We start from the raw sequence: 22,532 nt of genomic DNA on the forward strand, positions 1-22,532 counted from the left end.
TCCATCTGGATAGGATGTTCATACGATCATACATATCCGATTTTATTCCATAAAAACTCGGTTTCCTACATAATAAAAAACCTGTCTTTATCTATATAGTACCCCATATTGGAAAATACAGCCAGATAAAAACAGGTCATTTTTCAGTCTTTTTCAAAATTGACAGCAAACTCTTTCTAGATCAGGCGATTTCTGTAACTGTATAATCCTGCTCTTCTACTGCCTTTTTCAATACAGCCTCCTCTACTTCTTCATTTAAAGTAAGAACTGCGGTTCCTTCTGTGTGGTTTACGATTGCTTCTTCCACCTGTGGAAGTGCCTCTAAACACTTCTTTACTCTCGCCTCACAGTGTCCACACATCATGCCTTCAATATGCATTGTTTTTTTCATCTTTTCTTCCTCCTGTTTTTTATATGATTTTTTTTGTTTTCTTTTTCTATCCTTTGATCCGTCATACATTTTAAACCAATTCAGCCGCAGTGCATTGGTCACTACGCAGAAACTGGAAAGGCTCATTGCTGCTGCTCCAAACATAGGGTTTAACTGCCATCCAAAGATTGGGATCCAGATCCCCGCTGCCAATGGTATACCGATGACATTATAAATAAATGCCCAGAAAAGATTTTCGTGGATATTGCGCAGTGTCGCGCGGCTTAATCGAATTGCCGCAGGCACATCACGCAGTCTGCTCTTCATCAATACGACGTCGGCCGCATCGATCGCTATATCCGTTCCCGCCCCTATGGCAATTCCCATATCCGCTCTGGTCAGCGCCGGCGCATCATTGATGCCATCTCCGACCATCGCTACTTTTCCTTTTTCCTTTAGAGCACGGATCACACTTTCTTTTCCATCCGGCAGCACACCTGCGATCACCTCATCAACACCAGCCTGCCCTCCGATCGCCCTAGCAGTCTGCTCATTATCACCGGTCAGCATCACAACGTGTATTCCCATATCTTTTAATTCTTTTATCGCCTGTGGGCTGTCCTCTTTGATCACATCGGCTACTGCGATGACCCCCAGTAGTTTTCCGTCTCTGCTAAAGAACAGAGGGGTTTTTCCTTCCTTAGACAAACGTTCTGCCTGTTTTTGTATAGTTTCAGGGACTCCTGCCTTTCCCATGATAAACTTTAAATTTCCGCCGTGGAGAAGTTCTGCGTTAACTCTTCCGGTAAGTCCATTTCCCGGTACGGCAGAGAACTCCGTCACCTCGCCTGCCGCCTGTATATTTTTCTCTTCTGCCTCTGTTAAGATCGCGCGGGCAAGAGGATGTTCGCTTTTTTTCTCCAGTGCGTAAGCAAAGGATAACAACTCTTCTTCTGTCACGCCCTCTTCTGCAAGCACATCCGTGACACGTGGTTCCCCGCTTGTGATCGTTCCGGTCTTATCTAACGCAACAATCTGTATTTTCCCGGTTTCTTCCAGAGATACCGCTGTCTTAAACATGATCCCATGCTTGGCGCCCATACCGTTTCCTACCATGATCGCAACCGGCGTCGCAAGACCTAATGCGCAAGGGCAGCTGATAACCAGCACAGAAATACCTCTTGCAAGGGCAAATCCGATCGTCTGTCCTGCTAACAGCCAGATCAGCATTGTCACTGCCGCAATAAGGATCACTGCCGGTACAAATATCCCTGACACCTTATCTGCCACTTTCGCGATCGGCGCTTTTGTCGCCGCTGCATCACTGACCATTTGTATGATCTGGGACAATGTTGTATCCTCGCCTACCCGTACCGCCTCACAGCGGATAAAACCGGATGTATTTAGCGTAGCCGCTGAAACAGCATCACCTGGCTCTTTATCAACCGGAATACTCTCTCCTGTCAGCGCAGATTCATTTATGGCGCTGCTGCCCTCTAATATGATACCATCTACAGGTATATTCTCTCCGGGGCGTACTACAAAAACATCCCCTTTTGTCACTTCTTCTATAGATACTTTTGTTTCTTTTCCATCACGCAGCACCACCGCCGTCTTTGGCGCCAGTTTCATCAGACTTTTCAATGCGTCTGTAGTCCGGCCTTTGGACCGTGCTTCCAGCATCTTTCCGACAGTGATCAGAGTGAGGATCATTGCCGCTGACTCAAAATAAAATTCATGCATGTAAGACATGACTTTCCCCATATCTGCATGCATCTGTGCGTCTGTCATGGCAAACAACGCATACAGGCTATATACGTAAGAAGCGCTCGCCCCCAGCGCTACCAATGTATCCATATTCGGAACTTTATGCCACAGACTTTTAAAACCGCTGATAAAAAATTTCTGGTTGATCACCATGATACTCGTTGTAAAAAGGAGCTGTATCAATCCCATCGCCACATGGTTACCCTCTACAAACGCAGGAACCGGCCAGTTCCACATCATATGTCCCATAGAAATATACATAAGCGGGAGCAAAAAACACAGAGAGAAGATCAATCGCTTTTTTAATTTTGGCGTCTCTTTATCTTTTAAAAACTCCTCCTGTGAAGCCGTGCCTGCCTTCTGCACAGTCTTTGTCTCCAGACCTTTTTCAGCCGCTCCATACCCTGCTGCTTCTACAGCGGCGATCACATCTGAAGCCTTTGCCTCTCCTTCCACTCCCATGGAATTTGTCAAAAGGCTGACAGAGCAGGAAGAGACCCCCGGTACTTTTGCAACTGCTTTTTCTACCCTCGCGCTGCATGCGGCACAACTCATCCCTGTCACCGTATATTGCTTCATATACTTCCTCCTGTCTATCTCATCAATTTCTGTAATGTTACTACCAATTCGTCGATCGTCTCCTCTTTTCCTTCTCTTATATCTTCTGCCACACATGTACGGATATGATTTGCCAGAAGGACTTTATTAAAACTATTTAAAGCTGCGTTTACTGCGGAAACCTGGATCAGTATATCTGTACAGTATACATCATTCTCTACCATCTTTTTGATACCTCGTACCTGCCCTTCGATCCGGTTTAAACGATTGACTAAATCTTTATATTCCTTCTCTGAACGCTCTTTTGTTTTATGCGTACAACAACATTCTTTTGTTTCTTCCATTTGCATCGTCGAGTAGACTTTGTCTCGACTTTCACTTCCTTTCATCTATTCTTTTTTACATTATATACCCCTTGTGGGTATATTGCAAGTAAAAACTAAAATATGTACTCTTTTCTCTCTCTGGTTTACGTTCAAAAAAGAACCGGCAGCCCCCCTGTCCTGTCGATTCTCCTCCTGCTCTATAGAGATCTTTTGATATGAAATGCTTCCATTCCCGGATATTTCGCACTGCCTCTTAATTCTTCCTCGATCCGCAGCAGCTGGTTATACTTTGCCACTCTCTCACTTCTGCTTGGAGCTCCGGTCTTGATCTGACGCATATTCAGTGCCGCCGCCAGATCCGCGATCGTCGTATCCTCTGTCTCTCCTGAACGATGAGAAGCAATGGCTGTATAACCTGCCCTATGTGCCATTTTGATTGCCTCTAATGTCTCAGATACCGTTCCTATCTGGTTTAATTTGATCAGAATAGAATTTGCGCATCCTTGCGAGATTCCTTTACGCAGTCTCTCTGTATTTGTCACAAACAGATCATCCCCGACAAGCTGCACCTTATCTCCCAATTGTTTTGTAAGAAGTTTCCAGCCTTCCCAATCTTCTTCATCCAATCCATCTTCAATGGAATAAATCGGATATTTATCACACAGTGTTTTCCAATGTTCTACCAATTCTGCCGAAGTAAATTTTTTTTTGCATTTCGGAAGTACATACTCCCCCTTTTTTTTGCCTTTCCACTCACTGGAAGCGGCATCCATCGCAAGAACAAAATCTTTTCCCGGTTCATACCCCGCTGTTTTTATCGCTTCTAATATCAATTGGATTGCTTCCTCATCACTTGCAAGATCCGGGGCAAATCCTCCTTCATCTCCTACAGAAGTCGCCAGTCCTTTTTCTTTCAAGAGCGCTGCCAGAGCATGAAATACTTCTGTACACCACCGCAGCCCCTCCCGAAATGAAACAGCGCCCACAGGCATGATCATAAATTCCTGTACATCCACCGTATTCGCCGCATGGGCTCCTCCATTTAGTATGTTCATCATAGGAACCGGCAGATCATTTCCATTCACTCCGCCCAAAAAACGGTACAAAGGAATATCCAAAGACAGAGCCGCCGCTCTTGCGCATGCGATGGATACCGCAAGGATCGCATTGGCGCCCAACTTTGACTTGTCTCTTGTCCCATCTGCCTCTATCATGGCCCTGTCTGCCGCATATATATCTGATGCGTCCATTCCTTTCAATGTTTTACATATTACTGTATTGATATTCTCTACCGCTTTGGAGACCCCTTTTCCCCCGAAACGTTTCTTGTCTCCGTCTCTTAGTTCTAATGCTTCGAACTCACCTGTAGAAGCGCCGCTTGGAGCCATGCCTCTGCCCACAGTTCCGTCCATCAGCCAAACTTCTGCCTCAACAGTCGGATTTCCTCTGGAATCAATAATCTCACGCCCTATTACTTTTTCAATCTGCAAATACTCCATATACACTCCATCCTTTCCCACAACATTCCTTCGCTGACCCGACATATGTAATACGGGCTGTGAAGAAATTTAACAGCACTTTTCTCTTTTAATATATTCCCTTGTCTGTATAAAAATATACCTTTCTTCTGCTGTAATAAGCTATGATTGATTTTTCCATATGGCTATGCTATATTTTTAACATAGATATATAGGATGAACAAATCAAATAGAGAAAGAAGGCGTTTTTTACAATGGTAAATGAACAAATTGCAGAATTATTGAATACACAGGTAAACAAAGAGTTTTATTCTGCTTATCTGTACCTGGCATTTTCCAATTATTTCTCAGAAGTCGGTTTAGATGGCTTTTCCAACTGGTATCTGATACAAGCTCAGGAAGAACGTGATCACGCTATGTTGTTTGTACAATATATGCAAAATAATGATCTTTCTGTTGCTTATGAGGCGATCGACAAACCCGTATTCCAAGCAAATGAACACCTCGATGTACTTAAAGCGGCTCTGAACCATGAACGTTATGTAACTGGACTGATCCACAATATCTACGGAGCAGCCAGCGATAAAAAAGATTTTCGTACTATGCAGTTTTTAGACTGGTTTGTAAAAGAACAAGGGGAAGAAGAAACAAATGCCGCAGATCTGGTCAAAAAAATGGAACTTTTTGGTTCAGATCCAAAGAGTCTATACCTGCTGGATCAGGAAATGGCGACCCGTACCTATAGCGCGCCATCACTTGTACTGTAAGGCTCTGCAATAGAAAAGGAAAAAAAGAAGAAAACCCAGCCGTGATCATAGCCGTGTTTTCTTCTTTTTTCTATCTTTTATCTGCTTTTTCTGAGCGCTTTCCCGCCATGACTCTTCAAGCGTTCTTTTTCAACAGACGATCCAACAATTCATGTCCGTTCTCCTGAAAGATTCCGGTCTGCCCTGCTGTTTTCTCGCAGTAGGTTTCCTTTCCTTTCACTTGACATGTGCTGTCATATAACAAATACGGAACAGGATCTCCAGTATGTGTACGCAGACGGATCGGTGTTGGATGATCCGGCAATACCAGCATACGGAACTCCTCTCCTGTCTCTTTGATCCGTTCGGACACAGGTCCGATAATCTGTGCGTCAATATACTCGATCGCTTTAATCTTATCTTTTACACTTCCCTGATGTCCCATCTCATCCGGCGCTTCCACATGGATATAGACAAAATCATATCCATCCTCTGTCAGTACTTTCACTGCCGCCTCTGCTTTACCGGCATAGTTCGTATGAAGTCCTCCATTGGCACCTTCCACCACGACATTGTGCATCCCTGCCCCCACAGCAATTCCTTTGAGTAGATCCACTGCTGAGATCATTGCGCCTTTGACATGATTCTTTTTTTCAAAAGAGACCAGTGCCGGTCTCGTACCAGCTCCCCAAAACCATGCAGAATTCGCCGGATTCAGACCTTTTTCCCGGCGTGCCTGATTAACCGGATGATTTTTTAGTATGTCATAACTTTTTTCCATCATTTTCCGCAGCGTCTTATCTGCCGGAAGATACTCGCCAATACGCTTTGTCAAGATATCATGCGGAGCCGTCAGTTCTTTTACTTCTCCCTTCTTCTGGATCAGCAGATGACGATAACTCGTCCCCACATAGAATGCATAGCCGTCTTCTTTCAAGCCTTCCCTAAGTGCTTCTAACAGCAGGGAGGCCTCCTTTGTCGTAATCTCGCCGGCACTATGATCGAGGATCTTGCGGTCTTCATACTTGTTTTCTTCTTCAGACAGCGTGACAAGATTACAGCGGAAGGAAACATCCTGCGGAGCCATATCCACGCCGATACTTAAAGCTTCCAAAGGGGAACGTCCCGTATAAAATGCCTTTGGATCATATCCAATCACAGATAGATTGGCCGTGTCGCTTCCCGGCGCCATCCCTAAGGGCACCGTACGTACCATCCCAAGTTCCGACATCGGAGCCAGTCTGTCCAGATTTTCTGTTTTTGCTGTCTCAAGCGGCGTCCTGCCTTCTAATTCCTCGATCGGTTCATCTGCCATCCCATCACACAATACAATTATGTATTTCATATATCTATATACCCTCTTACTCTTCAATTCGAATCATATGGAGAATTCCTGGAAATTCTGCCGCATTCTTGCTGTACTCGCCTTCCGTCATCGCCTCTGTCACAAAACCAAATTCGTCCTCCAGCTCCTTTACTTTTACCAGTCTTATAAGACCAAATTTGCTTTCTAGGTGAGACTTCATAGCTTCTGCATCTCCTGCGATCCGCACAAAATATCTTTTTACAGTCTCCGCTATCGGGAAAAGTTCTACTTTCTCACTCTCCCACATTGTCATGATATTCCTGTTCAGATGTTTTGCCGCGTCTACCACATCTGCAACTACCGCGCTTGCAGTCGGCAGTTTCCCTGCGCCGCTTCCATAAAACATCGCGTCTCCCAACACATTTCCATGTACAAAAACAGCGTTGAATACACCGTTTACACTATACAGAGGATGCTCTGCCGGAAGAAGATACGGCGCCACAATCGCATGTAAATGTTCGTTCTCTCTTCTGCTGGAAGCAAGAAGTTTGATCGTCATTCCCATCTCTTTTGCATACATCATATCCTGCTTTGTGATCTTTGTGATCCCTTCTGTATAAATATCTTCAAAGTCTACCTGATGTCCCGAGATCAGGCTGGACAGAATGGCGATCTTACGGCATGCATCATACCCTTCTACATCCGCCTCCGGATTACGCTCCGCATATCCATTCGCCTGCGCTTCTTTTAATACTTCCTCATAGTCTGCTCCCTCATAGAACATTTTCGTGAGCATATAGTTCGTCGTTCCATTCAAAATCCCCGTAATCTCTTCTATCTCATCCGCTGTGATAGACGAATTCAGCGCACGGATGATCGGAATCCCGCCTCCTACGCTCGCTTCAAACAAGAAGTTGATATTTTTCTCTTTGGCGATCGACAAAAGCTCTGCGCCGTGCTTTGCCACCAATGCCTTATTGGAAGTTGCCACGCTTTTCCCTGCCAGCAGACAACGTTTAACAAACGTATATGCCGGCTCGATTCCACCCATTACTTCGACTACAATCTGTATTTCCGGATCATTTACGATCACCTCAAAGTCATGTACCAGTTTTTCCTGTATAGGATCTCCTGGGAAATCACGGATATCCAGCACATATTTAATATAAATTTCATCTCCGACTCTCTGATTGATCCGTTTTCCGTTTGTATCGATCACTTCTATTACGCCGGAGCCTACTGTTCCATACCCTAATACTGCTATATTTACCATCTTTTTCTCCCTTCTTCTCTCCTTTTTGTCTCATCCTTTCACGAGACTATTCATCCTTCATACTCAGATATGCATTGATAAATGCATCCAGGCTTCCGTCCATGACTGCATTTACATTGCTGATCTCCGTATTTGTCCGATGATCTTTCACCATAGTATATGGCTGCATAACATAAGAACGTATCTGACTTCCAAAACCGATTTCTTTGATTTCTCCACGAATATCTGACATTTTTTCCGCCTGTTCCTGCTGCTTCATTAAAAACAACTTTGCTTTCAGCATCTGCATCGCCTTGTCTTTATTCATATGCTGTGACCGTTCATTCTGGCATTGTACCACTATGCCGGTAGGCAGATGCGTGATACGAACCGCGGAAGATGTCTTATTGATATGCTGTCCTCCCGCCCCGCTGGAACGGTACGTATCTATTTTCAGATCATCTTCATTGATCTCAATGTCAATGTCCTCTTCAATATCCGGGATCACATCACAGGAGGCAAATGACGTCTGCCTTTTGCCCGCCGCATTAAAGGGAGAAATACGCACTAACCGATGAACCCCTTTTTCCGAACGCAGATATCCGTATGCATTAGTACCTTTCACTTCAAAAGTAACACCTTTGATGCCTGCCACATCACCTTCCAGATAATCCAGCACCTCTACGGCAAACCCTTTTTTTTCTGCCCATCTTACATACATACGGTACAGCATGCCTGCCCAATCACAGGATTCTGTTCCTCCCGCTCCGGCATGCAAAGTCACGATCGCATTGTCTTTATCATAAGGTCCTGTCAGCAATGTCCGTATCCGTATTTCTTCAAACTTGCTTTCGAACAGCTCCAACTCTGCCTCTATTTCCTCTGCTGCACTCTCATCCGCTTCCTCTGCACTTAGTTCGATCAAGACCTTTAAGTCCTCATAATCAGAACACAATTTCTCGATCTGCTCGACAAATGCCTGCAGATCTTTTAATTGTTTCATCGTCTGCTGTGACTCTTCCGGTTTATCCCAGAAACCGGGTTCCTCAATCTTCCTTTGTAATTCTTCAATCTGCTCATTCTTTGACGCTAAGTCAAAGTGAATCCCTCAAATCTTTCAGCGGTTCTTCATATGCAGATAATCTGTTTTTTAACTCCTCTAACAAAACCACCTTTTTCACCTCTTTCTTTTTTTCTGCGAGCATCCTGCTTTCACAGCCTCGTCCGCACAATTCCTCGCAATTATCTGAAAAAGTGCGGCATCGGTTAAAATGCCACACTTTTTCTTGCACTTTTACCAGAAGTTTTTCTACTTCCTGCCGCAGCACTGTTTATATTTTTTGCCGCTTCCGCATGGACATGGATCATTCGGATAGATTTTCTTTTCTTCCCTTCTTTTAGGAGCCCGCACAGAACTTTCATCTTTATTCGTGCCTGTTACTTTCGCAACTTCCTCCCTCTCAACCTTTTGTTCAACGCGGATATGGAACAGCGTGCGGATCGTTGTCTCTGCGATCGCGCCTGTCATCTCGCCAAACATATTATATCCCATCATCTTATATTCTACAAGAGGATCTCTCTGTCCATATGCCTGAAGTCCTATTCCTTGACGCAGCTGATCCATGTCATCAATATGCGCCATCCATCTTGCATCGATCACTTTTAAAAGTACGACCCGTTCTATCTCTCGTATCTGCTCTGCTTCCGGGAATTCTGCCTCTTTTGCCTCGTACGCCTTCACTGCTTTTTCTTTCAGAAGATGTTTGAGTTCCTTCTGCTGCATAGCCGTAAGTTCTTTTGCCGGAGGCAGCACAAGCTGTGGAATGATGTCATGAACAGCGATTTCCAGTCCTTTCAGATCCCAGTCTTCCGGATCTGCCTCAGAAGAAGCAAACCGGTCCGCTGTATTTTCTGCATACTCCGTGATCATATTATAAATCGTATCTCGCATGCTCTCTCCATCAAGCACACGGCGCCTCTCCCCGTAAATGATCTCTCTTTGTTCATTCATGACCTGATCATATTCCAACAGATTCTTACGGATTCCAAAATTGTTGCTCTCTATTTTCTTCTGTGCCTTTTCAATCGCTCCAGAAAGCATTTTATGCTCAATCTGCTCCCCATCTGCTACACCTAATGCATTAAATACACCCATCAGTTTCTCTGAACCGAACAATCTGAGCAGATCATCTTCCAGTGATATATAAAAACGGGATTCTCCCGGATCGCCCTGACGACCAGAACGTCCTCTTAACTGATTGTCAATACGCCTAGATTCATGCCTCTCTGTACCGATGATCTTCAGTCCGCCTGCCTCTCTTGCCGCATCGTCTAGTTTGATATCTGTACCACGCCCTGCCATGTTAGTCGCAATGGTGACAGCTCCATGTATTCCTGCGTCTGCTACGATCTGGGCTTCCAACTCATGATATTTAGCATTCAGCACATTATGTTTGATACCTTCTTTTTTCAGCATTTTGCTTAAAAGTTCAGAGACTTCTATCGTGATCGTACCGACCAGTACCGGCTGTCCAAGTGCATGTGCTTCTTTGACCGCTTCTACAACCGCCTTGTATTTTTCCACTTTCGTCTTAAATACAGCATCGTCCAGGTCCTTTCTCTGGACAGGCATGTTCGTAGGGATTTCGATAACATCCATACCATAAATATCCCGGAACTCCTTTTCCTCTGTCAGCGCAGTACCTGTCATACCACTTTTCTTGTCAAATTTATTGAATAAATTCTGGAATGTAATTGTCGCCAGTGTCTTGCTTTCCCGTCTTACCTTGACATGTTCCTTTGCCTCTATCGCCTGATGCAATCCGTCCGAATACCGTCTTCCCGGCATAATACGACCTGTAAACTCATCTACGATCATGACCTCGCCTTCCCCTGTCACAACATAATCCTGATCTTTGAACATCAGATTATGCGCACGCAAAGCAAGGATGATGTTATGCTGGATCTCCAGGTTTTCCGGATCTGCAAGATTCTCAATATGGAAAAACTTCTCTACCTTTTTTACGCCGTCTTCTGTCAGGTTGATTGCTTTTTCCTTCTCATTTACAATATAGTCTCCGGTTTCCTCGATCTCTTCCCCCATGATCGCGTTCATCTTGGAGAATTCCCCGCTTGCTTCACCTCTCTCCAACTGACGTGCCAGGATATCACAAGCCTCATATAATTTCGTTGACTTGCTGCTCTGTCCTGAAATGATCAAAGGAGTTCTCGCCTCATCGATCAAAACAGAATCCACCTCATCTATGATAGCAAAATGAAGACTTCTCTGTACAAGCTGCTCTTTATAGATCACCATATTGTCTCGCAAATAGTCAAAGCCAAGCTCATTGTTCGTCACATAGGTGATGTCGCAGTTATATGCCTGACGACGCTCGTCATTATCCATGCCATTTAAGACAACACCGACAGTCAGTCCCAGGAATTCATGTACTTTTCCCATCCACTGTGCATCACGGTTTGCCAGATAATCATTGACCGTAACGATATGCACGCCTTTTTCTTCCAGTGCATTTAAATATGCCGGCAGGGTAGATACAAGAGTCTTACCTTCTCCGGTCTTCATCTCTGCAATGCGCCCTTGATGCAGGATGATTCCACCGATCAGCTGTACTCTGTAATGCCGCATTCCTAATACTCTGCCCGCTGCCTCCCGCACAACAGCATATGCTTCCGGCAGAATATCATCCAATGACTCTCCGTTTTTCAGCCTCTGCTTAAACTCTCTTGTTTTTTCTCTCAGTTCTGCATCGGACAATGTTTTCATATCCGGCTCAAGTGCCTCAATCCGGTCCACGATAGGATAAATACGTTTTAATTCATTTTCACTGTGCGTCCCGAAAATCTTCTCTACTAAACCCATAATCTGAAATTTACTCCTTGTCTAAATTTACTCTATTCTCCATTTTATCACTATCGATTACCTAATTCAACCAATTCATAACTTGTTCATAATTCCTTTACAGGTTTGCAATAGTACGATATGGGATGTCCCCACCGAACAGATCCAGAGCGCTTCCGATCGTAAAGTCTAATTTCCCATCGCTTTCCCGCTCGAATTCTTTCAATTCCTCCAGCCTGCCGATCCCTCCGGCATAGGTGACCGGACAGGGCACTTTCTCTTTCAGGATTCTGACCAGATTCCTGTCAAACCCGGCTGCTTTTCCTTCCACATCTACTGCATGGATCAAGAATTCATCACAAAATCCGGAAAGATCTGTCAAAACTTTCTCTGACAATTTTACATCTGTAAATTTTTGCCATCGATCTGTCACAATATAATACTCTTCTCCTTTTTTCCTGCAGCTAAGGTCTAATACAAGACGATCTTTCCCTATTCTTTTTACCAGCTTTTCCAGATTCTCCTGATGGAACTCTCCCCCTGAAAATACATAGGAAGTCACGATCACATGACTCGCCCCTGCTTCTATATAATCGGCCGCATTTTCTTCTGTGATCCCTCCTCCGATCTGCATGCCGCCCGGATAAACAGAAAGTGCCGACAGCGCCTGCTGCCTTGTAGCCTCAAAATATGCAGAATCTCTGGAGTTTAACAGAATGATATGTCCTCCTTTCAGGTTATCTTTCTTATATAACTTTGCATACCATGCGGCACTTTGTTCTGTTGAAAAATTCGTTACCGCCTGATTTCCTTCATCTCTTAAACTGCCTCCCACGATCTGTTTTACTTTTCCATTATGTATATCAATACATGGTCTAAACTTCATGTCTTTCTTCCTTTCACATTTGTTTTGTATACATTATAGCATGGTCCTTACATACCGTCATTGCTTTTTTCCTGTATGGTTATACTCCCTTCATACAAAAATAGAATAGTAGGCGTTTGCGAAACGCCACAAGCCGCATAAATACGGCATTTTAACTTTTATAAAACAAAACATCTCCTCAACGGATTGTGGTAAAATAGAGTTGCCTAGAAACTATAAACCAACCACCCGAAAGGAGATGTACCTATATGATAACATATAAGCAGCTCACTTTGGCAGAAGTTTTTGAAGATTGCCAAAATAAATTCGATAATGACAAATATCAGTTTCTTTCTCTACTTGACCAAACCATTAATCTTGATGAAATTGTTCCTGTTTCTTTTGTTACTCATTTTCACGCTTCTACAGGAAGACCTCGCAAGCATCAGCTTTATCCTATAATCAAGGCTCTCCTTATTCAGCGCATTTTCTCAATCCCGACCGATACTCTTCTGATCATATTTTTAAAATATTCTCAGGAACTACGGGATTTTTGTGGCTTCCGTGTTGTTCCTGATGCCTCAAAATTCACTCGTTTTAAACAGGACTTTCTTATGGACTTACAATCGATGTTTGATCACTTAGTTGATATCACTGAACCGATCTGCCAACGTATTGATTCTAACCTTGCTTCCATGAGCATCTTTGATACTTCTGGAATTGAGGCATGGGTGACAGAAAATAATCCGAAATACGCGAACCGTATCATAAAACAGTTAAAGGCCTTTGCAAAGGCTCACAACTTTGATCCTTACAAAGCTGCTTACGGCTCAATGCCCACACACGCTGCTGCTAACCCGGCTATCCAACAGATGTATATCAACGGACATTTCTGCTATGCCTATAAGTTTGGTATTGTCACGAATGGTCTTGGTATTGTTCGCGATATTACCTTCTACAATAAAGATTTCCTAAATGCTCATCCTGATATCATTGTTGAAAAGAAATCCGATTCGCCAGATGAAGATAAATCACTTGCGGACTCTAAGGCGCTGCTCCCTGTTTTGATTGATTTCTTTCAGAAGCATCCTTTGATTAACCCTAAAACTTTTCTAGGCGATGCCGCTTTTGATACCATTGAAATCTACAAAGCCCTTTTGGATGATCTTGGCTTTGAAAAAGCATTGATTCCACTCCGGACAAAACTATCAATGGAAGAACATGGCTACACCTTCAACGAAAATGGTGTTCCTTGCTGTCCGCATGATTCCACACTTCCAATGAAACGGGAAGGGAGTAAATCTCATCTGAGAAGCAAACTTCCCAGCATGAAGTTTGTATGCCCTAAAATGAAATGGGAATACAACCGTGAAACCAAAACGAAACGCCGTGTCTGCCACTGTGAGAACCCCTGTACCACATCTTCCTGTGGAAGAATGATTTACATTTACCCCGAAAAGAATCTGCGTGCCTATCCCGGTGTGGAACGTGGTTCCGTAGAATGGGATGAGACCTACAAAATCCGTGTAAACGTTGAAAAATCAATCAACCATTTTAAAGACAGTTTCTGTATTGCCGGTCGTAAAACCCAAAATGAGAAAACACTACATGCAGATTTGTTGCTTGCAGGAATTTCTCAGTTAATAACTGTCATGGTTGCTGATAAAATTCACCAGCATCAATATATACGAAGTTTAAAACCACTCATAGCATAGGACTTACCAACTTCATAAGCCCATGAGGTTTATTTGTTGTGCCAAGAAATGAACGATTTTCACTTCCTATCTCAAGAATCCTGCATGACAGGATCCTTTGCCTGTTTTTAATCAGGATTGCGGACTTGTTTCGCAATTACCTAAAAAATAGAAGGGGAATGCCCCTTCTATCTGTTTTCTTCCGCTTTTTTATCTGCCCCATTGTTTTCTGTCATGTCATCAGCGGCTTTGTCTACATCATCTGTGATATCCTCTGTCACGTCATCCACACCGTCTGTCACATCATCTACTGCATCATTGACAATACCGTTTCCTTTGTCAGATTTATCCTCTTTGTCTTTTCCTGTTGTTGCATCATTCACAGTATCTTCTGTCTGATCCGCGCCATTATCTGCGTCTTTCTCACTGCCGCATGCCGTAGCTGTACTCAGCACTCCCGCGCAGAGAGCCAGAAGCAGAAATTTCTTCATTCTTTTCATAAGAATCTCTCCCTTTCCATAAAATATTGTGTCCCTTTTTAATATCCGCACAATATCCTTTGTTTATACATAGAGAGAGAAATTTTTTATTTTGCGCCTTTGCGAAGCTTTTCCATAGCATGTGCCTCAATCTGCCGTGCACGCTCTCTGGTCACACAAAGTTCTTGTCCTACTTCTTCTAAAGTATAAATTTTTCCGCCTTCCAGTCCAAAACGCATTTTTATGACCTTTTGCTCTCTTTCGCTCAACAGGCTCAAAAGTTCTTCTACTTCTTCCTTCTGTACCAAAAGATCCATTGCTTCCTCAGGCGTATGCTCTGCCGTATCTTCCACCAAGTCAGATAAGTTCGTATCTCCCTCTTCTCCCACCGGTGTTTCCAGCGAAACCGGAGCCTGCAGATATGTCAGAAGCTCTTTTACATATTCTTCTGTCTTATCCCCCAGCTTTTCTGCGATCTCTGCCGCACTAGGCTCACGTCCAAGTTCCTGCTGAAGTTCTTTTCTCACCTTCTGTACCTTCTTCATATTTTCAGCCACATGAACGGGCACGCGGATCTCCCGGGACTGTTCATCCAACGCGCGCATGATTGCTTCTTTTATCCACCAGGAAGCATACGTAGAAAATCTATTTTCTTTTGTAGAATCATATTTTTCCACAGCACGCATGAGCCCTATATTTCCTTCCTGGATCAAATCCAGAAAGGAAAGTCCCCTCCCCGTGTAATGCTTTGCAATAGAAACGACCAGGCGCAGATTACCTTCCTCCAATTTTCTTTTCGCATCTTCATCTCCCTGGGCACACCGCTGCCCCAGAAGCCGTTCTTCTTCCTCTGACAAAAGCGGAATCTGTCCAATCTCTTTCAAATAGATTTTCAGAGGTTCTGTTGCCTCCACATTTTCCGGTATCGTAATTTCCTGTCCTGCTTTCTCACTCATACATTATATCCCCATTATATTTTTTCTACAATTTTACCGCTTCTATACGCAGCCAGAAGCAATTCTAGATCCTTTACCTGTTCTTTTAATTCTTTTCCAATATCTGTATCGCCTACAAGACGGCGTTCCAACACTCTTTTGACAACCATCATTTCCGAATGGATATCGCTCTCTTTCTCGATTGCCGCCTCCGTAGACTCAAACGGTTCATGGGCCACGAGCAGCAATCCATAAGAGTTATAGATCAGAGTGTAGCCCGCGATTCCTGTTTCTTTCTGGTATGCCTTAGAAAATCCTCCGTCAATGACCATCACCTTTCCATTGCATTTGATCGGACTTTCTCCGTCCTTTCTCTTTACCGGAACATGTCCGTTGACGATATGCGCTGTCTTAGGATCCAACCCAAACTCTTCCATGATCCCATCTACGACCTGTTCATTTTCCAAAAGAAAATAATAGGGATTCTTTTTTTCTACATGTGTTTCTTTTTCTTCCAGAAAATACCTTTCAAATGTCGCCATCTTATTTTTGCCGAACAAAGGAGAATCCGGATGCAGCCAAATATACCACATAACATCTCTGCCATTTTGCCGTTCTTTTTCGTCCAGAGCAAAAAAACCTTTCCGTATATAACTGTCTAGGACATCATAAAGCTTTTTCCCTTTATATTTCTTTCCGAACAATTCCACTTCCTTCATACTGCCATCCTCATTCAGAGGCACACAGCCATGATACAGCAGATTATTATTATATACTTTATATAGTCCTCCTTTTGTAAGAAGAAAGCGCATATGATCCTGCAGCTTTTCGCAGCCTGTAAAAGCCTGCTCCAGCCGCTCCATGATTTCCTCCTCTTCTGCGCTTAAAGCATAAGGATCTTTGGGGTCTATCGTAGGAAAATTCGTATCCAACAAGGCATATTCTTTTCCTTCCAATACAATCGTCCCTTTTTCGTAATCTATCTTATCCAAAAGCGCACGTTTTTCCAAATGAAACGCTTTCTGCTGCGCGATAATCTGTCCTTCTACCTTGAACTGGATAATGGAGATTGCCTTATGCATGCGCAGATCCATCTCCATCTCCGCCTTATTTGGTTTTTCCGGACCTTTTAACCGGAAACAAGTACACGGATCGTCATGATACGTCCGCAGCGCAAACGTAGCGAGCGGCAGAAGATTGATCCCATATCCATCCTCCAAAATGTCCAGATTTCCATAACGGGCGCAGATACGTATTACGTTGGCAATGCATCCTCTTTGCCCCGCCGCTGCTCCCATCCACAGTACATCGTGATTCCCCCATTGGATATCAAGCGAATGATAGGCGACCAGCTTGTCCATGATAATATGCGGTCCCGGTCCTCTGTCATATATATCGCCTACTATATGCAAATGATCCACGACCAGTCGCTGGATCAGACTGGAAATAGCTTCTATAAATTCTTCCGCTCTGCCAATACGGATGATGGTCGTAATGATCGAATTATAATAAGACTCTTTATCATTAAACTCTACCTTCTCCGTGATCAGTTCTTCGATTACATAAGCAAAATCTTTCGGCAGAGCCTTTCGCACTTTAGAACGCGTATATTTGCTTGCCGCGCGTTTGCTCACTTCGATCAGGCGATATAAATTGATCTTATACCAGTCTTCCATGTTGCTCTCTGTCTTTTTCACCAGTTCCATCTTAGCTTTCGGATAATAGATCAGTGTGGCAAGCGACTGCTTATCTCTCGAACTCAATGTATTTCCAAATACGTCATCGATTTTTCTCCTGACAGAGCCTGAACCGTTTTTTAACACATGCGCAAATGCTTCATATTCTCCATGGATGTCTGTCAAAAAATGCTCTGTTCCTTTCGGCAGGTTTAAAATCGCCTGCAGATTGATGATTTCCGTGGATGCTGCCGCGATCGTAGGATACAGATCTGACAGCCGCTCCAGATATTTCATCTCCAGTTCTTTCATGAGTTCTTCCTCCTCATCTTCCAAAGTTCGCTAAAATGCGATCACATCTCCCATATCATACATGCCTCTGTCTTTTCCTTTTAAATACTTCGCGGCCTCCACAGCACCTTTCGCAAACACACTCCGTGAATATGCCGTATGTTTAAACTCGATCACTTCGTCGGTTCCGGCAAAGAGTACTTCATGCTCTCCTACGATCGTCCCTGCTCTCACAGCAGAGATCCCGATTTCTTTCTTCTCTCGTTTTTTGCGTACCTGGCTTCTGTCATAGACATACGTACACGTGTTGTCAAGTGCTTCATTTATCGCGTCCGCCATCGCCAAAGCAGTGCCGCTGGGAGCATCCAGTTTTTGATTATGATGCTTTTCCACCAATTCTATATCATATCCTGCTGGAGAAAGTACCTGTGCTGCCTCTTTTAAAAGCTTTAATAAAAGATTGATCCCCATAGACATATTCGCAGATTTTAAAACTGCAATTTTTTCAGATATTCTCTTCACCTTTTCTGACTGTTCTTCTGAAAGTCCGGTCGTACATAATACCACCGGCATATTTTTCTCCACACAGTAATCTAGCAAAGCGTCCACCGCCTTTGCGTTAGAAAAATCTATGACTACATCCGCCTCTATATTACAGGATCGGATATCATCAAATACAGGGTATTCATTTGCCGTCTCTGTATATGTATCTACTCCTGCTACGATTGCTGCACACTCATCATTTTTTATAATTTCCGTGATCATCCGTCCCATTTTTCCGTTACAGCCATGCATAATGATTTTAACCATATTATATTCCTCCTCGTGTTCCACTAGTTGCATTCATCCGTACTATCAAAAAAAGGATACCACATTTGAGTCCGTTCCTCAACATTGATATCCTTTTCACAAATAGCTCTATACTCTATCCTTCTTCGTTCAAACATTCCAGCTTGCTAACAGACACCTCATATGCCGTCCTTACTTCTGTCTCTGTTTCGGATAATTTTTTTACATACTCCCTGCTCTGTATCCTTCCGAGTACCTGCACATGTTCTCCCACTTCAAAATTCGATGCATATCTCGCATTCCTTCCCCAGCAGATACAAGGTATATAATCTGATTTTCCATATGGTCGGTTCACTGCAAGCAGCAGATCTGCGATTTCTCTTCCAAGCGGCGTTTTCCTATAAACCGGTTTCTTGCAGATATACCCTTCCAAAAGAATATAATTTGTCTTTGCGCCATCGGGTTCCTCTTCAATAAATTCGATCTCTCTTACGAATACAGATAATACCAGACGGTTTTTCTGTTCCTCATGACGATTATAGGAGCGGAACTGTCCGGAAACCATGATAAAAGAACCTCTGTAATCCTGGGTCACATCGATCAGTCGTTCCGAGACCATAAGTGGAATACGGTCATCGGAATTACTCAATCTCCTGACTAAAACATCCACCATATAAAATCCTTCTCCAAAAACTTCGTGGCTGTATGTAAATGTAGAAGCCACCTCACCTATGATCGTCACCTGATTGTTCTCAATAATCTTATCTGACATAATTTGTAGTTCTCCCTTCCTCTGTTTGGTATTTTTGAGTCAATACTAAGTCTATGAATCAAATTTCCCGTTTAGAACCGATACTGTTAAAAACCCTTCGACAAAAAAAGCCTCTCTTTTTATCCCCTTGTAAATTTTTTATTTTATGATAGAATAAAACAGTTATAAAAATAAACCATAATTCCTTGAAAAGAAAGAGTGTTAAGTATGAAAACAAAACGTGAAGATATTAGAAATATTGCAATCATCGCCCATGTAGATCATGGCAAGACAACGCTGGTCGACGAATTACTTAAACAAAGCGGAGTTTTTCGTGAAAACCAGGAAGTGGCAGAACGCGTTATGGATTCCAACGATATCGAACGGGAACGCGGGATCACAATCCTGTCCAAAAATACCGCTGTATTTTACAACGGCGTAAAGATCAACATCATCGATACACCCGGACATGCCGATTTTGGCGGTGAAGTGGAACGTGTCTTAAAAATGGTAAACGGTGTCGTTCTGGTCGTCGACGCATTTGAAGGAGCAATGCCGCAGACAAAATTCGTGCTGCGCAAAGCGCTCGAATTGGATCTTCCGGTCATCGTCTGTATCAACAAGATCGACCGCCCAGAAGCCCGTCCGGACGAAGTGATCGATGAAGTCCTGGAACTATTCATGGATCTGGATGCTTCCGATGAACAGTTAGACTGTCCTTTTGTCTACGCTTCAGCCAAATCCGGTGTCGCTGTACTTGACTTAACAGATGATGAGAAGGACATGAAGCCTCTATTCGAAACGATCCTCGATTATATCCCGGCTCCTGAAGGAGATCCAGACGCGCCTACTCAGGCATTGATCAGTACCATCGACTATAATGAATATGTGGGCCGTATCGGTGTAGGCAAAGTAGATAACGGCACCATTGCTGTCAATCAAGAACTGCTTCTTGTCAACCACCATGATCCAGATAAGCAAGAAAAAGTGAAGATCAGCAAACTATATGAATTCGACGGGCTAAATAAAATAGAAGTAAAAGAGGCATCCGTCGGTTCCATTGTCGCCATATCCGGTATTTCTGACATTGCTATAGGAGATACTCTTTGTTCACCTGAGAATCCCCAAGCAATTCCTTTCCAAAAAATATCGGAACCTACGATCTCTATGCAGTTTATTGTCAATGACAGTCCATTCGCCGGACAAGAGGGAAAATATGTCACCTCCCGCCATATACGTGACCGCCTGTTCCGCGAGCTTAACACGGATGTAAGCCTCCGTGTAGAAGAGACAGAAAACGCAGATAGTTTCAAGGTATCCGGACGCGGAGAACTGCATCTTTCTGTCCTGATCGAAAATATGCGTCGAGAAGGCTACGAATTCGCAGTCAGCAAAGCGGAAGTACTATATAAAACCGATAAAAACGGAAAAAAACTGGAACCCATGGAACTTGCTTATGTAGATGTCCCGGAGGAATTCACCGGCACTATCATAGACAAATTAAGCCAACGCAAGGGAGAACTCCGGAATATGGGAACCTCAAACGGCGGCTATACCCGTCTAGAATTCTCCATCCCTGCACGTGGTCTCATCGGATATCGTGGAGAATTCATGACCGATACAAAGGGAAATGGTATCTTAAACACTGTCTATGATGGATATGCCCCCTACAAAGGCGACATCCAGTATCGCAAACAAGGATCCCTCATTGCTTTTGAAGCAGGAGAATCTGTCACTTATGGATTGTACAGTGCTCAGGAACGTGGTACATTATTTATAGGTCCCGGAGAAAAAGTATATGCCGGCATGGTCATCGGACAAAATGGCAAAGCTGAGGATATCGAGCTCAATGTCTGCAAGACCAAACACCTGACAAACACTCGATCTTCCAGTGCCGATGAAGCCTTGCGCCTGACTCCGCCGAAAATCCTAAGTCTTGAACAAGCGCTGGATTTTATCGATACAGACGAATTGTTGGAAGTCACTCCGGAATCTTTGCGGATCCGCAAGAAAATATTAGATTCCAGACTGCGTAAGCGCAGCAATTTGAAATAAAACAGAACTGCAAAGGAGGTTCTTATGAAAAAATACGCCAAAGCATTTCTTAAACATCTGACTACTGCCTTGGAATATATCATCGCGGCATTGCTGGCGGGCGGCATTATCATCATGATTTTTCAGGTTCTTGCCTCTTTTAATCATCTGACCGATTTCAGCACATATCCCAATTATGAGGATCTTCTTACGGTATGCTTTAATCTGATCATCGGAGTAGAAATGATACGTATGCTGTATCTGCATACTCCCATGACTGTTTTTGAAGTCCTGCTTTTTGCTATCGCCCGCCAGATCATCATCGACCATTCTTCTCCTGTCAACAGTTTGCTCGGGGTGATCGCCATCGCTATTTTATTTGCAACGAGAAAATTCCTCTTTGTAGTTTTTGATGAATCAGAAAAGACTATATTTCGCGCCGCCCAGAAAGTCCGTCATATTAATCGTCTGATCCATGTCAATATCCCATATGAAAATGACGAGACGCTTTTGGATGTTATCACAAAAAAATTAAAAGAGGATGAGACTGAATTAGGAATTGGTGCATGTACCTATTTCTCTGATTTCGGTCTCCGTGTCGCCAAAATGACAGATGGAAAAATCACGCGGATCGAAGTGATTCGTTCTATACATTAGTCAGGTTTCATGCTATAATATCTACATAATACAAACAGTTTTTTTCTTTCTGCTTGTATAATATGAACAAAAGGAGTTGAGCAGCATGAATTTTATTATCAGTGGTAAAAACATTGAAGTGACTCCCGGACTCAAGGAAGTCATCGAACAAAAATTAGGAAAACTTGAAAGGTATTTCACTCCTGAAACAGAAATCATTGTAACTCTCAGTGTAGAAAAAGAACGGCAGAAGATTGAAGTCACGATTCCGGTAAAAGGAAATATCATCCGTTCTGAACAGACAAGCAATGATATGTATGTATCTATTGATCTTGTAGAGGAAATTATTGAACGCCAGCTGCGCAAATACAAAAACAAACTGGTTGCTAAAAGTCAAGGACATCCTACCGCTTCTTCTGCAGGAAACAACTTTAAAAAGGAGTTCTTTGAATCGGAAGAAGATTCCGTGGAGGACGACGAGATACGCATCGTAAGAACAAAACGTTTTGGTATCAAGCCAATGTATCCGGAAGATGCATGTATACAGATGGAGTTATTGGGGCATAGTTTCTTTGTATTCTCCAATGCCGAGACAGATGAAGTCAATGTTGTATATAAACGTAAGGACGGTTCCTTTGGACTGATCGAACCTGAATTTGCATAAACAACACAGAAAAAGAGCATATCAGAAGTGATATGTTCCAAATAGAGGGGCGCTGC

At 43.4% G+C, this 22,532-nt stretch carries 18 protein-coding genes and 1 pseudogene; 5 read left to right on the forward strand and 14 right to left on the reverse strand.

Annotated features, from left to right (window positions below):
• Nucleotides 1-181 precede the first annotated feature (181 nt).
• From BN3282_RS13695 to eno, 3 genes are all read right to left on the reverse strand, one after another.
• The gene (locus BN3282_RS13695; RefSeq protein WP_059070011.1) at nt 182-2,716 is read right to left on the reverse strand and encodes a heavy metal translocating P-type ATPase; all 2,535 of its coding nucleotides are present in this window, start codon (nt 2,714-2,716) and stop codon (nt 182-184) included.
• Nucleotides 2,717-2,730: 14 nt separating this feature from the next.
• Nucleotides 2,731-3,039 carry a metal-sensing transcriptional repressor gene (locus BN3282_RS13700; RefSeq protein ID WP_059070013.1) on the reverse strand — a complete coding sequence of 103 codons (309 nt, stop codon included), beginning with the start codon at nt 3,037-3,039 and terminating at the stop codon, nt 2,731-2,733.
• Between the two features lie 179 nt (nt 3,040-3,218).
• The gene (gene eno / locus BN3282_RS13705) at nt 3,219-4,520 is read right to left on the reverse strand and encodes a phosphopyruvate hydratase (protein ID WP_059070521.1); all 1,302 of its coding nucleotides are present in this window, start codon (nt 4,518-4,520) and stop codon (nt 3,219-3,221) included.
• Between the two features lie 233 nt (nt 4,521-4,753).
• On the opposite strand from eno, the gene BN3282_RS13710 reads away from it, so the two are divergent.
• On the forward strand, nt 4,754-5,266 hold the full coding sequence (locus tag BN3282_RS13710) for a ferritin (RefSeq protein WP_059070016.1): 513 nt from the start codon (nt 4,754-4,756) through the stop codon (nt 5,264-5,266).
• A 115-nt stretch (nt 5,267-5,381) separates the two neighbouring features.
• Here the strand turns inward: BN3282_RS13710 and BN3282_RS13715 are convergent, their stop codons facing one another.
• From BN3282_RS13715 to hisA, 6 genes are all read right to left on the reverse strand, one after another.
• Nucleotides 5,382-6,590: a cofactor-independent phosphoglycerate mutase gene (locus BN3282_RS13715; protein WP_059070018.1), complete on the reverse strand. Its 1,209-nt coding sequence runs from the start codon at nt 6,588-6,590 to the stop codon at nt 5,382-5,384.
• A 16-nt stretch (nt 6,591-6,606) separates the two neighbouring features.
• Nucleotides 6,607-7,824, reverse strand: coding sequence for a homoserine dehydrogenase (locus BN3282_RS13720; RefSeq protein ID WP_059070020.1), 1,218 nt, complete (start codon nt 7,822-7,824; stop codon nt 6,607-6,609).
• A 46-nt stretch (nt 7,825-7,870) separates the two neighbouring features.
• A protein-coding gene (gene prfB, locus BN3282_RS13725) for a peptide chain release factor 2 (RefSeq protein WP_117975574.1) occupies nt 7,871-8,975 on the reverse strand; the annotation gives its coding sequence in 2 pieces (ribosomal slippage) (nt 7,871-8,899 and nt 8,901-8,975; 1,104 coding nt in all).
• A complete protein-coding gene (locus tag BN3282_RS15240; RefSeq protein ID WP_205408565.1) occupies nt 8,898-9,095 on the reverse strand; it encodes a hypothetical protein in 198 nt (65 codons plus the stop codon). The genes prfB and BN3282_RS15240 overlap by 78 nt, the downstream gene beginning before the upstream one ends.
• Before the next feature lie 17 nt (nt 9,096-9,112).
• Nucleotides 9,113-11,683: a preprotein translocase subunit SecA gene (gene secA / locus BN3282_RS13735; protein WP_059070026.1), complete on the reverse strand. Its 2,571-nt coding sequence runs from the start codon at nt 11,681-11,683 to the stop codon at nt 9,113-9,115.
• A gap of 97 nt (nt 11,684-11,780) precedes the next feature.
• Entirely contained in the window at nt 11,781-12,548 is a 768-nt protein-coding gene (hisA, locus tag BN3282_RS13740; RefSeq protein ID WP_059070028.1) for a phosphoribosylformimino-5-aminoimidazole carboxamide ribotide isomerase, read from the reverse strand.
• 248 nt (nt 12,549-12,796) lie between these two features.
• Here hisA and BN3282_RS13745 point away from each other — a divergent pair.
• Nucleotides 12,797-14,171 (forward strand): annotated as a pseudogene (locus BN3282_RS13745) (transposase).
• A 238-nt stretch (nt 14,172-14,409) separates the two neighbouring features.
• Here BN3282_RS13745 and BN3282_RS13750 read toward each other — a convergent pair.
• The 5 genes from BN3282_RS13750 to BN3282_RS13770 form a co-directional block, all read right to left on the reverse strand.
• The gene (locus BN3282_RS13750) at nt 14,410-14,721 is read right to left on the reverse strand and encodes a hypothetical protein (protein WP_059070032.1); all 312 of its coding nucleotides are present in this window, start codon (nt 14,719-14,721) and stop codon (nt 14,410-14,412) included.
• 86 nt (nt 14,722-14,807) lie between these two features.
• A complete protein-coding gene (locus BN3282_RS13755) occupies nt 14,808-15,656 on the reverse strand; it encodes a sigma-70 family RNA polymerase sigma factor (protein ID WP_059070034.1) in 849 nt (282 codons plus the stop codon).
• A 14-nt stretch (nt 15,657-15,670) separates the two neighbouring features.
• Nucleotides 15,671-17,623: a fructose-bisphosphatase class III gene (locus BN3282_RS13760; protein ID WP_059070036.1), complete on the reverse strand. Its 1,953-nt coding sequence runs from the start codon at nt 17,621-17,623 to the stop codon at nt 15,671-15,673.
• 30 nt (nt 17,624-17,653) lie between these two features.
• Nucleotides 17,654-18,412: a 4-hydroxy-tetrahydrodipicolinate reductase gene (gene dapB, locus BN3282_RS13765; RefSeq protein WP_059070039.1), complete on the reverse strand. Its 759-nt coding sequence runs from the start codon at nt 18,410-18,412 to the stop codon at nt 17,654-17,656.
• A 115-nt stretch (nt 18,413-18,527) separates the two neighbouring features.
• A complete protein-coding gene (locus tag BN3282_RS13770) occupies nt 18,528-19,163 on the reverse strand; it encodes a single-stranded DNA-binding protein (protein WP_059070041.1) in 636 nt (211 codons plus the stop codon).
• A 207-nt stretch (nt 19,164-19,370) separates the two neighbouring features.
• Between BN3282_RS13770 and typA the strand changes: the two genes are divergently transcribed.
• The 3 genes from typA (at nt 19,371) to hpf (ending at nt 22,476) form a co-directional block, all read left to right on the forward strand.
• On the forward strand, nt 19,371-21,197 hold the full coding sequence (gene typA / locus BN3282_RS13775; protein ID WP_059070044.1) for a translational GTPase TypA: 1,827 nt from the start codon (nt 19,371-19,373) through the stop codon (nt 21,195-21,197).
• A 24-nt stretch (nt 21,198-21,221) separates the two neighbouring features.
• Nucleotides 21,222-21,833 carry a hypothetical protein gene (locus BN3282_RS13780; RefSeq protein WP_059070046.1) on the forward strand — a complete coding sequence of 204 codons (612 nt, stop codon included), beginning with the start codon at nt 21,222-21,224 and terminating at the stop codon, nt 21,831-21,833.
• Nucleotides 21,834-21,918: 85 nt separating this feature from the next.
• A complete protein-coding gene (gene hpf / locus BN3282_RS13785; protein ID WP_059070048.1) occupies nt 21,919-22,476 on the forward strand; it encodes a ribosome hibernation-promoting factor, HPF/YfiA family in 558 nt (185 codons plus the stop codon).
• Nucleotides 22,477-22,532 lie beyond the last annotated feature (56 nt).

Source organism: Mediterraneibacter massiliensis, assembly GCF_001487105.1.
GTDB lineage: Bacteria > Bacillota > Clostridia > Lachnospirales > Lachnospiraceae > Mediterraneibacter > Mediterraneibacter massiliensis.